This is a genomic window from Mycobacterium sp. E183 (genome assembly GCF_001667735.1).
Taxonomy (GTDB): domain Bacteria; phylum Actinomycetota; class Actinomycetes; order Mycobacteriales; family Mycobacteriaceae; genus Mycobacterium.
Map to the genome: position 1 here is coordinate 1 of NZ_LZJN01000189.1, position 13,505 is coordinate 13,505.

Annotated in this window: 7 protein-coding genes and 1 pseudogene; 5 read left to right on the forward strand and 3 right to left on the reverse strand. The window is 67.3% G+C overall.

Going from position 1 to position 13,505, the window contains the following annotated elements:
• Positions 1–163: 163 nt before the first annotated feature.
• Positions 164–1,441: pseudogene (locus A5691_RS22770) on the reverse strand (oxidoreductase); the annotation flags it as partial.
• A 762-nt stretch (positions 1,442–2,203) separates the two neighbouring features.
• On the opposite strand from A5691_RS22770, the gene A5691_RS22775 reads away from it, so the two are divergent.
• Positions 2,204–2,440: a hypothetical protein gene (locus tag A5691_RS22775; protein WP_156669876.1), complete on the forward strand. Its 237-nt coding sequence runs from the start codon at positions 2,204–2,206 to the stop codon at positions 2,438–2,440.
• Positions 2,441–2,508: 68 nt separating this feature from the next.
• Here A5691_RS22775 and malQ read toward each other — a convergent pair whose 3' ends face one another.
• Positions 2,509–4,671: a 4-alpha-glucanotransferase gene (gene malQ, locus A5691_RS22780; protein WP_068016660.1), complete on the reverse strand. Its 2,163-nt coding sequence runs from the start codon at positions 4,669–4,671 to the stop codon at positions 2,509–2,511.
• 427 nt (positions 4,672–5,098) lie between these two features.
• On the opposite strand from malQ, the gene eccB reads away from it, so the two are divergent.
• Positions 5,099–6,616, forward strand: a complete 1,518-nt coding sequence (gene eccB, locus A5691_RS22785) for a type VII secretion protein EccB (RefSeq protein WP_067748001.1) — start codon at positions 5,099–5,101, stop codon at positions 6,614–6,616.
• Positions 6,613–10,776, forward strand: coding sequence for a type VII secretion protein EccCa (gene eccCa / locus A5691_RS22790; protein WP_068016663.1), 4,164 nt, complete (start codon positions 6,613–6,615; stop codon positions 10,774–10,776). The genes eccB and eccCa overlap by 4 nt, the downstream gene beginning before the upstream one ends.
• Positions 10,777–10,807: 31 nt before the next feature.
• On the opposite strand, the gene A5691_RS22795 is transcribed toward eccCa, so the two are convergent.
• Positions 10,808–11,980, reverse strand: a complete 1,173-nt coding sequence (locus A5691_RS22795; RefSeq protein ID WP_067748005.1) for a cytochrome P450 — start codon at positions 11,978–11,980, stop codon at positions 10,808–10,810.
• Positions 11,981–12,229: 249 nt separating this feature from the next.
• On the opposite strand from A5691_RS22795, the gene A5691_RS22800 reads away from it, so the two are divergent.
• Both A5691_RS22800 and A5691_RS22805 read left to right on the forward strand, forming a co-directional pair.
• On the forward strand, positions 12,230–12,424 hold the full coding sequence (locus A5691_RS22800) for a ferredoxin (protein WP_067748007.1): 195 nt from the start codon (positions 12,230–12,232) through the stop codon (positions 12,422–12,424).
• A 494-nt stretch (positions 12,425–12,918) separates the two neighbouring features.
• The coding region (locus tag A5691_RS22805; protein ID WP_156669877.1) for a PPE family protein at positions 12,919–13,505 on the forward strand (587 nt) is incomplete at its 3' end.

Sequence of the window (13,505 nt, forward strand, 5' to 3'; positions counted from 1 at the left end):
CGCATCATTGGCGCAACGGGCGCCTGCCGGAGACCGTCGAGTACAAAGAGCTGGAGGCAAACGACTTCAAGGACTGGCGGCTGAAGGTCTACGGTCTCGTCGAGCACCCGATGGAGTTCTCGCTCGAGGACCTGATGGCACTGCCCTACCACGAGCAGATCAGCCAGCACTTCTGCATCCAGTCCTTGAAGTCGTTTGCCTCCAGCTCTTTGTACTCGACGGTCTCCGGCAGGCGCCCGTTGCGCCAATGATGCGGCGAGATGTCCTTTTCGGTGAAGGCGCCGGGCTTGGGGTCGAGCTGTTCAAGCATTCGCTGGAACGGGCCCACCAGCGCGTACCCGACCCGCTGAATCACCCGCGGATGACGAATGGTGAAGGGAGTGGCCCAAACCCAGGCGATCGCCGTCACCACCATGGCCGCGGCGAAGATCCAGAAACCCACCCAGCTGTTGTCGTCGCGCGAGGCGAACATGTGGTTGAGGTTTCGCAGCGCACTGGTCGTCAACACCATCGTGACGTGCACCAGGATGAAGAACAGGAAATAGACGAGCACCACGAAATGCAGCGATCGCGCGTGCTGAATGCTCAGCCGCTTGCTGAGCCAGTGCACCCGCTGCGACAACGCGGGCGACATTCCCAGGCCGGTGATCAAAGCCGCGGGCGCGGCGATGAAAACCGTGGTGAAGTAGGACAACAACTGCAGGCCGTTGTAGGCGACCCAGCCGTTGTCGGTCGGCCAGTCCAGCGACAGATATTGAATGGCCACCGACGCCGCGTTGGGGAAGACGTCCCAGCTGGTCGGCACGATGTGGCGCCACTGCCCGGTGGCGAACAGGAGCACATAGAAGACCGCCCCGTTGACGAGCCACAGCACGTCCACGCCGAGGTGCCACCACCGGGCCAGCCCGATCGAGTGCCGGAAGCCGGGCAGGCCCAATTGCGGTGGGAGGGCGACGGTGTCGGCGTTGGCCGTCCACAGCTCGTCGTCCGGCACGGGCGGACCGACCCGCAGCCACTCGTCCTTACCCGGGGTGGCGTTGCGGCTGAAATAGAGCCGGGGATGGTCGCAGAGGATCTGGATTCCCGTCCTGATGATGAACATCATCATGAACAGGTTGAAGAAGTGCGTCCAGCCGATCCAGGCCGGCAGGCCGGGAGCGACGCCGGAGCGGTCCGTGCCGGGATGACGCTGGATGAACGACTGCACCGCCGGCATGTTGTGCAGGCCCTTGCCCACGGCCACACCGGCGATCAGCAGGGCAAAGCCGATGGGTATCAGCCAGAGCAGATTGAACCACCGGTCGCGGCCGACGCGCAGCTTCGGGGCGGTGGCCCGGCGGGTGAGGTCGAAGCCGCCACCGTAGGTCTCCACGTCGATGACGTCCTCGGCGGTGTGAATCTCGTTGCGGTAGTCCGGGGGAGACTGCAGCGGCGTGCCCACTCTCAGTGTCGACACGCCGCCGGCCGGATTGACGTCTGAGTTCCGTTGTTCGGTGTTCGTCACGAGGCCGAATTTACACGGGTCGACTTGTAGAAATTGGACACGATCAGGAAGAAACGCCGCGTCCCGAGCCCGGGGCGACGTACTTTCGCTGCCGACGGTCCGATTCGGGCGAAATCCGTCCGCCGCACCGGCCCTCAACACCGCAACTGCCCGACGAATCAGGCGCTTACACCGAAGATGCGGTTTATGGACGCCCGCTGTGAGTTGGCGCAGAGTCTTCTGGAAGGCCGCTGGATCGGGTCGTGTCGTCGAACCGGGCGGCCCGAACTATCTCAACCGGGTTGACGGCGAACGCCCGCGGAACGCCGGAGCGGTCGCCGTCGCCGTCGGGCTTCGGGCTAAGCGGTGAGGGCCGAATTCGTACGTGGACACGTTTCAGCAAAATGAATTCGAACGCGAAAAACTCAACGGTCCCGCGAATACCGGGTTATCGTACGGCGTCCGGTTGCCGGCCTGAAATACGGGCGACATCCCGGCAAATGAAAATTACAAATCGAGTTGGAGGATTGTATGACCCGTCGGTGGTTGTTTATGGCCCTCGTAGTTGCCACAGCACTAATGACCGGCTGCTCCAGCAGCAAACCCGCGAGTTCGGGATCGAGTTCGGCTGCAAGCAGCAGTTCGACCACCACAGCTACTACGTCGGCATCCGCGGCGTCCAGCGATACCAGCACGGCAAACGCGCCGGCAGTCGCGACCTTGGATTCCAGCCAATGTGTCGACGTCACCGGGGCGAATGTGGATCTGCTCGCCGCATCGGACAAGGACGCCGCGCGCAAGGCCGCTGACACCCTGGAGCGGTACAACCCGCCGGCTTCCGTCAAAGACGCCATCGAACACTTCGTCACCACGGGTGGCGCGCACTTCGATGACCCGGATTACACGAAAAACAACAAGACCGTCGACGGCTGGGTCAAGCAGGTCTGCCCCAGTTAACGACCGCACCTCAATAGCTGCCGCTAGGCCGGGTCGCGCGGCCGTACACGGCGGAAACCTTATTGGCCTCAGAAGCTAACAGGCGCGCTATCGACGTCCGTGGGCGCGATTGCGCTGCGCACGGCCTCGGCGAGGGTGGCCGCCCGGACATCGGTGAACACGTCCTCCAGGAGCACCGGGCGGCCATCGGGGCCGGTCAGCGGCACCCGCCAGTTGGGGTACTCGTCGGTGGTCCCGGGCTGGTTCTGGGTCCGCCGGTCACCCACCGCGTCGGTCAGGGCCACGCCCACCAGGCGCGACGGGGTCCGCCCCAGATACCGGTACAAGGCACAGATGATGCTTTCCTCGTCGGTGTCGGCGTCGCCGAGCAGCCCCACCCGCCGCAACTCGGCCAGCCAGGCCGCGAGCTCGGCCCTGTCGGCGGCAAGCTCGTCTTCAGCGGGGCGGGTCAGCAGTCCAAGCGACTCGCGCAGCCGCACGTGGTCGCCCGCCAGGTAGCCGGCCGTCGGCGGCAGATCGTGGGTGGTCACCGACGACAGGCAGTACTCGCGCCAGCGCTCGGCCGGCAGCGGGCCGCCGGCCCCGTCGCGGTCGAGCTCGAACCAGAGGATCGATGTGCCGAGCAACCCGCGCAGCAGCAGGTAGTCGCGCACCCACGGTTCGACCGTGCCGAGGTCCTCGCCGACGACCAGCGCGCCGGCGCGGTGTGCTTCCAACGCGACGATGCCGATCATCGCCTCGTGGTCGTAGCGAACGTAGGTGCCCTCGGTGGGCGGTGCGCCCTCCGGGATCCACCAGAGCCGGAACAGCCCGATGATGTGGTCGATCCGCACACCACCGGCATGCCGCAGCACCGAGCGGATCAACGCCCGAAAGGGGCGGTATTCCTCCGCATCCAGCCGATCCGGCCGCCACGGCGGCTGGGACCAGTCCTGGCCGAGTTGGTTGAACTCGTCGGGCGGGGCACCGGCGGTGACGCCCAGCGCCAGCACATCCTGCAGCGCCCACGCGTCGGCGCCGTCGGGATGCACGCCGACCGCCAGGTCGTGCATCACGCCCAGCGCCATTCCGGCCCGGACCGCCCGCGACTGCGCCGCGGCGAGTTGCTCGTCGAGTTGCCATTGCAGCCACCGGTGGAAATCGACCGTGTCCGAATGCTTTTCGACAAAACCTGCGACACCGCTCGCCTGGGGATGCCGCAGCTTCTGCGGCCAGGAATGCCAGTCGGCGCCGTATTTCTCGGCCAGGGCGCACCAGGTGGCGAAGTCGTCGAGCGCGCGGCCTTCACGGGCGCGGAAGGCTTCGTAGGAAAGTTCGCGGCCCGCCGACCGCGGCACCCGATGCAGCAGCTCGAGCGCGGCGCGCTTGGCCGCCCACGCGCTGTCGCGGTCGATCGAGTCCAGTCGGGCGGCGCGCTGTTGCACGTCGAAGCGCAGCCGCCGCACCCGGCTTCGCTTGGGCAGCGCGGCGAACTCGGGGATCGCCTCGACGTGAAGGTAGAGGGGGTTGACGAAGCGCCGCGAGGTAGGCAGGTAGGGCGAGGGCTCCATGGGGGTCGTCGGAGCGGCGGCATGCAGCGGATTGACCAACAAGTAGTCGGCGCCGTGCCGCGTCGCCGACCACACCGCCAGGTCCGTCAGGTCCGTCAGGTCGCCGACCCCCCAGGACTGGCTCGACCGCACGCTGTAGAGCTGGGCGGCCAGCCCCCAGCCGCGCCGGGCCCCGAGCCGCTCCGGCAGCCCGAGCCAGTCCGGCGTCATGATCAGCGCGGTGCTGGTCTCACCGTCGCCGGACCGCAGGTGCACCCGGTGGTAGCCCAGCGGCAGGTCGGGCGGCAGCACGAAGCTGGCCTCGCCCACCCAGCGCCCGTTCAGTTCGAACGGCGGGGTGAAGTTGTCCACCTGCTGGATCCCGCCGCGCACGGTGCCGTCTTCGAGCTCTAACCACACCTCGGCGGGGTCGCCGTGGGTCACGTGCGCCCAGAACCGGGCCTGCTCGCCGGTCCGGCCGACGATGGTCGCAGGCAGCCGCCGCGCCCAATGCGACCGCAGCTTCGCGGCCAGGGCCACGTTGCGCTCCTGCTCGGTTCCGGCCGCCACGCCGAGCGCGGCCAGCACGGCCACCAGCGTGGCCTCGGCGACGAGCACCCGCCGCCCGGTCCAGTCCTGATACTCGGTCGCGATGCCGTATCGCCTGGCAAGTTCGACCAGCGACGGCGCGAGCTCACTCATACCGCTCATCTTGGTGCCAGAAATCGCCCGCCGACCAATCGGGGAGAGGCGGCGACCCGGCCCGCGACCGCCGCCGCCCGGTTTGCCAGCCGGTGTTGTGTCGCGCCGTGCGCCGAGGGCGCACGCTCGACAGGACGGGCGCGCCATTCGCCATTACGATGCCCTCAGAGACATGAGGAGTCCGGGCGGGATCGGCGGGGAACAAAAAGTGCCAGCTCAACGGCGCCTGGCGCGTGGCGCACGCCGGCGGCCCCGGCGAGCTGCCGACGACCGGACGCCCGCAGATGAAGCAGATGCAGCAGCGAACGTCATCGTCGCCGCGTGGCGAGGCCCGTACCGGTGCCTTACGGTTGTCGATGTAATTCGCGCAGCGGAAATTTTCACAGGACAATATCCAGGCGTTCTAGCAGACCGGATGGTGAATTAAGTGGCGGAAGAGAGTCGCGGGCAGCGCGGGTCGGGGTATGGCCTCGGGCTGTCGACGCGGACCCAGGTGACCGGCTACCAGTTCCTCGCTCGCCGCACCGCAATGGCGCTCACCCGCTGGCGCGTCCGCATGGAGGTCGAGCCGGGGCGGCGCCAGACGCTGGCCGTGGTGGCGTCGGTGTCGGCGGCGCTGGTGATCTGCCTGGGCGCCTTGCTGTACTCCTTCCTCAGCCCGGCCGGCCAGGTCGGGGATTCGCCGATCATCGCCGACCGTGACTCCGGCGCCCTGTACGTCCGCGTGGGTGACCGGTTGTATCCGGCGCTGAACCTGGCGTCGGCGCGCCTGATCACCGGCCGCCCGGACAACCCGCACCTGGTCAAGTCCAACCAGATCGCCAGCCTGCCGCGCGGCCCGATGGTGGGCATCCCGGGCGCGCCGTCGAACTTCCACACCACCAGCCCGGCCACGTCGTCGTGGCTGGTGTGTGACACCGTCGCCACCTCGACCGGTGTCAGCGCACCGTCCGGCGTGACGGTGACCGTCATCGACGGGAACCCCGACCTCAGCAACCACCGGCGCGTGCTGAACGGGTCGGACGCGGTGGTGCTGAACTACGGCGGGGACGCGTGGGTGATCCGGGAGGGACGCCGGTCACGGATCGATGCGACCAACCGGTCGGTGCTGTTGCCGCTGGGCCTGACGCCCGAGCAGGTCGGCCAGGCCAAGCCCATGAGCCGCGCCCTGTTCGACGCGTTGCCGGTGGGACCCGAACTGACCGTGCCCCAGATCCCGAACGCGGGCGCCGGCGCATCCTTCCCGAACGCGCCCGGCCCGATCGGCACGGTGATCGTCACACCGCAAATCAGTGGGCCGCAACAATATTCGCTGGTGCTGGCCGACGGCGTGCAGACCCTCCCGCCGTTGGTGGCCCAGATTCTGCAGAACGCCGGGCCGGGCAACACCAAACCGGTGACCGTCGAACCGTCCGCCCTGGCGAAGATGCCCGTGGTCAACAAGCTGGATCTGTCCTCCTACCCGGACGCCCCGCTGAACGTCTCGGACATCCGCGAGAACCCGTCGACCTGCTGGTGGTGGCAGAAGACCTCCGGTGAAAACCGGGCCCGCATCCAGGTGGTGTCCGGCCCGACCATCCCGGTGGCGGCCAAGGACGAGAACAAGGTGGTCTCGCTGGTCAAGGCCGACACGACGGGCCGCGTGGCCGACCAGGTCTTCTTCGGGCCCGACTACGGAAACTTCGTGGCCGTCACCGGCAACGACCCGGGCGCCAAGACGACGGAATCGCTGTGGTGGGTGACGGACGCCGGCGCCCGGTTCGGGGTCGACGACACCCGCGACGTGCGTGAGGCGTTGGGCCTCAAGACCAAACCGAGCCTGGCGCCGTGGGTGGCGCTGCGGCTGCTCCCGCAAGGCCCGACCTTGTCGCGCGCGGACGCGCTCGTGGAGCACGACACCCTACCGATGGATATGTCCCCAGGAGAATTGGCGGTACCTAAGTGAAACGCGGGTTTGCACGGCCGACACCGGAGAAGCCTCCGGTCATCAAGCCGGAGAACATCGTCCTTCCGACGCCCCTGAGCATTCCGCCGCCCGAGGGCAAGCCCGTGTGGCTGATCATCGTCGGCGTCCTGGTGATCGGCCTGCTGATCGGCATGGTCGCAATGGTCTTCGGCAGCGGCTCGCGCGTGTTCGGCGGCGCCGGCGCGATCTTCCCGATCTTCATGATCGGTGGCGTCGCGATGATGATGTTCGGCGGCCGATTCGGCGGTCAGCAGCAGATGAGCCGGCCCAAGCTGGACGCGATGCGCGCCCAGTTCATGCTGATGCTGGACATGCTGCGCGAGACCGCACACGAGTCGGCCGACAGCATGGACGCCAACTACCGGTGGTACCACCCGGCGCCCACCACGCTGGCCGCCGCGGTCGGCAGCTCACGCATGTGGGAGCGCAAGCCCGACGGCAAGGACCTCAACTTCGGTGTGGTCCGCGTCGGCGTCGGCATGACGCGTCCCGAGGTGACCTGGGGTGAGCCCCAGAACATGCCGACCGACATCGAGCTGGAGCCGGTGACCGGTAAGGCGCTGCAGGAATTCGGCCGCTACCAGAGCGTCGTCTACAACCTGCCCAAGATGATCTCGCTGCTCGTCGAACCCTGGTACGCGCTCAACGGGGACCGCGAGCAAGTGCTGGGACTGATGCGGGCGATCATCTGCCAGCTGGCGTTCTCGCACGGCCCCGACCACGTCCAGATGGTCGTCGTCACCGCCGACCTGGACGAGTGGGATTGGGTCAAATGGCTTCCGCACTTCGGCGACCCACGGCGCCAGGACGCCGCGGGCAACGCGCGGATGGTCTACAGCTCGGTGCGCGAGTTCGCCGCCGAGCAGTCCGAATTGTTCGCCGGGCGTGGCTCTTTCACGCCCCGGCACGCCAGCTCGTCGGCGCAGACCCCGACGCCGCACACGGTGATCGTCGCGGACGTCGTCGACCCCCAGTGGGAATTCGTGATCAGCGCCGAGGGCATCGACGGGGTGACCTTCTTCGACCTGACCGGCTCCTCGATGTGGACCTCGGTTCCGGAGCGCACCCTGCGGTTCGACGACAAGGGCATCATCGAGGCGCTGCCCCGCGACCGCGACACCTGGATGGTGATCGACGAGAAGCCGTGGTTCTTCGCGCTGACCGACCACATCAGCGTCGCCGAGGCGGAGGAGTTCGCCCAGGCGCTGGCCCGCTGGCGCCTCGCCGAGGCCTACGAGGAGATCGGCCAGCGGGTGGCCCACATCGGCGCCCGGGACATCATGGCCTACTACGGAATCGACGACCCGGGGCACATCGATTTCGAGGCGCTGTGGGGCGCGCGTAACGACTCGATGGGCCGGTCGCGGTTGCGGGCACCCTTCGGGGTTCGATCCGACAATGGCGAGCTGCTGTTCCTGGACATGAAGTCCCTCGACGAGGGCGGTGACGGCCCGCACGGCGTCATGTCCGGCACGACGGGTTCCGGCAAATCGACCCTGGTGCGCACCGTGATCGAGTCGCTGATGCTCAGCCACCCGCCGGAGGAACTGCAGTTCGTGCTGGCCGACCTCAAGGGTGGGTCGGCGGTCAAGCCGTTCGCCGGGGTCCCGCACGTGTCGCGCATCATCACCGACCTGGAAGAGGACCAGGCGCTGATGGAGCGCTTCCTGGACGCCCTGTGGGGCGAGATCGCCCGCCGCAAGGCGATCTGCGACAGCGCCGGCGTCGACGACGCCAAGGAGTACAACTCGGTCCGCCTCCGGATGCAGGCCCGCGGCCAGGACATGGCGCCGCTGCCGATGCTCGTGGTGGTCATCGACGAGTTCTACGAATGGTTCCGGATCATGCCGACCGCGGTCGACGTGCTCGACTCGATCGGCCGGCAGGGCCGCGCCTACTGGATCCACCTGATGATGGCGTCACAGACCATCGAGAGCCGCGCCGAAAAGCTGATGGAGAACATGGGTTACCGGCTGGTGCTGAAGGCGCGCACCGCGGGCGCCGCGCAGGCGGCCGGCGTGCCGAACGCCGTCAACTTGCCGGCGCAGGCGGGCCTGGGTTACTTCCGCCGCAGCCTGGAGGACATCGTCCGGTTCCAGGCCGAGTTCCTTTGGCGGGACTACTTCCCCCGCGGGCTCACCGACGACGGCGACGAGGCGCCGGCGTTGGTGCACAGCATCGACTACGTTCGCCCGCAGCTGTTCACCAATTCGTTCACCCCGCTCGAGGTCAGCGTGGGCGGCCCGGAGCTCACCCCGGCCGCGATCACCAACGGCGAGACGCTCGGGGCCGACGAGGTCGGCGACGACGACGTCGAGGGCATCCGGGTGCCGAAGGTCGGCACGGTGATCATCGATCAGCTGCGCAAGATCGACTTCGAGCCGTACCGGTTGTGGCAGCCGCCGCTGAACCAGCCGGTTCCGATCGACGACTTGGTCGACCGATTCCTCGGCCACCCGTGGCAGGAGAACTACGGCACGGCCCGCGATCTGGTGTTCCCGATCGGGATCATCGACCGGCCCTTCAAGCACGACCAGCCGCCGTGGACGGTGGACACCTCGGGGCCGGGCGCCAACGTCCTCATCCTGGGCGCCGGCGGCTCGGGCAAGACGACGGCACTGCAGACGCTCATCTGCTCGGCCGCGCTGACCCACACCCCCGAGCAGGTCCAGTTCTACTGCCTGGCCTACAGCAGCACCGCGTTGACCACGGTCGCCCGGTTGCCGCACGTCGGTGAGGTCGCCGGCCCGACCGATCCGTACGGCGTGCGCCGAACGGTGGCCGAGCTGCTGGCGTTGGTGCGTCAGCGCAAGAGCACCTTCCTGGAGTACGGCATCGCCTCCATGGAGGTCTTCCGTCGGCGCAAGTTCGGCGGCGAGCCCGGCCCGGTCCCCAACGACGGGTTCGGCGACGTCTACCTGGTGGTGGACAACTACCGGGCGCTGGCCGAAGAGAACGAGGTGCTGATCGAGCAGGTGAACCTGATCATCAACCAGGGCCCGTCGTTCGGGGTCCACGTGGTGGTCACGGCCGATCGCGAATCGGAGCTGCGGCCCCCGGTGCGAAGCGGGTTCGGCTCCCGGGTCGAGCTGCGGCTGGCCGCCGTGGAGGACGCCAAACTGGTGCGGTCCCGGTTCGCAAAGGAAGTTCCGGTCAAGCCGGGCCGCGGCATGGTCGCGGTCAACTACGTCCGCCTCGATTCCGACCCACAGGCCGGTCTGCACACGTTGGTGGCCCGCCCCGCGCTCGGGAGCACAGCTGACTACGTCTTCGAGTCCGACAGCGTCATCGACGCCGTGAGCCGCCTGACGAGCAGCCAGGCCCCGCCGGTGCGCCGCCTCCCGGCGCGGTTCGACGTGGAGCAATTGCGCGAGCTGGCCGCACGGGACACGCGACAGGGCGTCGGTGCGGGCGGAATCGCTTGGGCCATCTCCGAATTGGACCTGTCGCCGGTGTACCTCAACTTCGCCGAGAACGCGCACCTGATGGTGACGGGTCGACGCGAATGTGGGCGCACCACGACGCTGGCCACCATCATGTCCGAGATCGGCCGGCTGTACGCGCCGGGAGCCAGCAGCGCGCCCACGCCGCCGCCCGGCCAGCCGTCGGCACAGGTCTGGCTGGTGGACCCGCGGCGCCAGCTGCTGACCACGCTGGGTCCGGACTATGTCGAGAAATTCGCCTACAACCTCGACGGCGTCCAGGCGATGATGGGCGAGTTGGCGGCGGTCCTGGCCGGACGCGAGCCGCCGCCGGGTCTGTCCGCCGAGGAGTTGCTGTCGCGGTCGTGGTGGAGCGGTCCGGAGATCTTCCTGATCGTCGACGACATCCAGCAGCTGCCGGCAGGTTTCGACTCGCCACTGCACAAGGCCGCCCCGTGGGTGACCAGGGCCGCCGACGTCGGGTTGCACGTGCTCGTCACGCGCACCTTCGGTGGTTGGTCGTCGGCGGGCAGCGACCCGATGTTGCGAGCGCTGGCCCAGGCGAACGCGCCGCTGCTGGTCATGGACGCCGACCCGGACGAGGGCTTCATCCGCGGCAAGATGAAGGGTGGGCCGCTGCCCCGTGGTCGAGGCCTGCTGATGGCCGAGGACACCGGTGTGTTCGTCCAGGTCGCTGCGACGGAGTTGCGCAAGTAAGACGGATACCGCTGCGCCGGGGCTGGCCGAATCAGCCCCAGCGCAGCGGTAATTCTTTGAGCGCGAAACTCTTCGATGGGTAGTTGATCGCGGGGACGTAGTCCGCCGGCACGTCGAAGTCGGGGATCTGCCTGAGCCATTCTCCGACGATGACGGTCAGCTCGATCCGCGCCAGATGAGAGCCCAGGCAGCGGTGCGGTCCGCCCCCAAACCCCCAGTGCCGGTGGACCTTTCCGTCCATCACGAGCTCGTTGACGGACGTGGCGTCGCTCTCGTCGCGGTTGACCGCGGCCATGCACAACCGCACCGATGTGCCGGGCGGCAACGTCATGCCGCCGATTTCGACGAATTGGGTGGTGATCCGGGGGGCCACCGGCGCAGAGGGCTCCAGCCGGACGATCTCTTCGATGAAAACCCGGATCTGCCTTGGGTTCTCGCGAAGCGAAGCGCGCAGCTGTGGCCGGCGCGCCAACTCGAACAGGCAGAATCCGATCGCCGCGGTCACCGTGTCCAGGCCCGCCAGGATCAGCAGGTGGCTCATGCCCAGCAGTTCCAGATCGGTGAAGTCACCGTCACTGGCCATGACTTGCGACAGCATGTCGGAGCCGGGGTTTTGGCGGCGTTGCTGGATCGCATTGACCAGGTACTCCAACAGCAGCTGGCTCTTCTCGAGGTCGGCCTGGGTGAGGTAGGGCTTGTCGCTGACGACAGTGTCCTTCCAATCGATCAGGCGGTCGCGATCCTGGATCGGCAGGCCGTAGAGATCCATGAAGACCTGGAACGGGTACAGGTGCGCAAAGTCCGCCATCACTTCGCATTTGCCTTGGCCCGCAAGGGCGGCGATCATTTCGGCGGCGTGCCGCTCCAGCACCGGGCGGGATTTGCTCAGGCCGAGCGGACTGAAGAAGGGCTGCAGCACCTTCCGGTAACGGGTGTGCTGAGGAGGGTCGAACGCCAGTGGCAGCACGGGCAGCGGGTGACCGGGAGGCTGCAGGATCGTGGACGAGAACACCTGGGGATTGCGCAGCGCCGCCAGCACGTCCTCACGGCGGGTGATGTAGTAATGGCCGTTCATGAACACCACCGGGCCGGCGTCGCGCAACACCTTCCACCCGACGCCCCGGTCCTCGGCCATCGGTAACTTCTCGAAATCGAGGCGCGGTAGGTGGAACGTGCCTTGCTGGCCTTGGCCAGGAGTGCTCATGGGCTCTCCGCTTGTCTATCTTGATCTGCTCACCGCTGCGGCGGGGACTTCGTCGGCACCGTTTCCAGCCGGCACACCAATATCGCATGTGTCGCAATGGGACACGAATCCGATCGCGCGCCGGCGCGATGGTTTCCGGTCAACGGCTGCACGCGGCGGCGATCTTCTACACTCTAGCCAGCGACGAATCGCCGCTCGATTCGCTGACGCGACTTGCAATTCTGCGAAGCCCGGTAGGGAGGGAACCTCATGAGGGTTCGTCTCGAACAAGCCAGATGCGTGGGTCATGCCCAGTGCTACGCCGTCGACCCTGACTTGTTCCCGATTGACGAATCCGGCTATTCGATCCTCGAGGAGCATGAGGTGCGGCCCGAGGACGAGCAGCTGACCCGGGACGGCGTCGCTTCGTGCCCCGAAATGGCGCTGATCCTCGAAGAGGACTGACCGGCGCGAGGTGCCGTGCAGGCGCTATCGAGAACGATTTCAAAGCAAACCCCGGATGAACAAACAGTTGCCACAAGTGAACTGTCGTCGACAGGGAATGAACAGTGGCTGGCCTGGAATGAACAGTTGGCGTCGGGTGTCGGCGCACCCCTGATAACGAACTAATCTCATTCACGAGCGACAGTTCGGTAAGACCGCGGACTGTCGCTCGGTTGCTGACAGCAGGGATCAATCGAGGCTAAAGGTGCACGTTGTTCCTGACCGGGTGTCCGAGAAGCGTGGCGGCAAGCCACATTTGGGCGTCAGGCACGGGATCGACAGGATGCGCCGGACAGCCCGCCGACTGGGGTGGCGGACCGAGAGGTCTGAGTCGGTGATTCCGGGCGGCCAGCGACTTACGGGTGGCGAATGCTTACGAAGCCGTGACCACGGCCACCACTGATCCGATGCGACTGCCGGGATCGCCAGCGATCCCGGCCAACTGAGGAGAACAGGTGTTTGACTTCGGGGCGTTACCGCCGGAGATCAATTCCGGTCGGATGTATGCGGGTCCGGGTTCGGGTTCGTTGATGGCGGCGTCGGCGGCGTGGGATGAGATTGCTGCTGAGGTGGCTGCGGCGGCCAGTGGGTATAGCTCGGTGATTGCGGAGTTGACGTCGGGTCCGTGGGTGGGTCCGGCGTCGTCGTCGATGGTGTCGGCGGTGGTGCCGTTTGTGAGTTGGCTTTCTGCGGTGGCGGGGTTGGCCGAGGACACGGCCAGTCAGGGTCGGGCGGCCGCGGCGGCGTTTGAGGCGGCGTTTGCGATGACGGTGCCGCCGCCGGTGATTGCGGCTAATCGGGTGTTGTTGGCGACGTTGGTCGCGACGAATTTCTTCGGGCAGAACACGCCGGCGATCATGGCGACCGAGGCGCAGTACATGGAGATGTGGGCCCAGGATGCGGCGGCGATGTATGGCTATGCGGCGGCTTCGGCCACGGCCTCGCAGTTGGCGCCCTTTGATGCCCCGCCGAACACCACGACTCCTGATGGGGTGGCCGAGCAGGCGTTGGCGGTGACCCAGGCCGCTCAGCAGCCCGCGGG

Bases quoted from the DNA above. Each gene is read 5' to 3' on its own strand.
- malQ (WP_068016660.1), bottom strand. From the start codon at position 4,671: ATGAGTGAGCTCGCGCCGTCGCTGGTCGAACTTGCCAGGCGATACGGC.
- A5691_RS22795 (WP_067748005.1), bottom strand. From the start codon at position 11,980: ATGAGCACTCCTGGCCAAGGCCAGCAAGGCACGTTCCACCTACCGCGC.
- A5691_RS22800 (WP_067748007.1), top strand. From the start codon at position 12,230: ATGAGGGTTCGTCTCGAACAAGCCAGATGCGTGGGTCATGCCCAGTGC.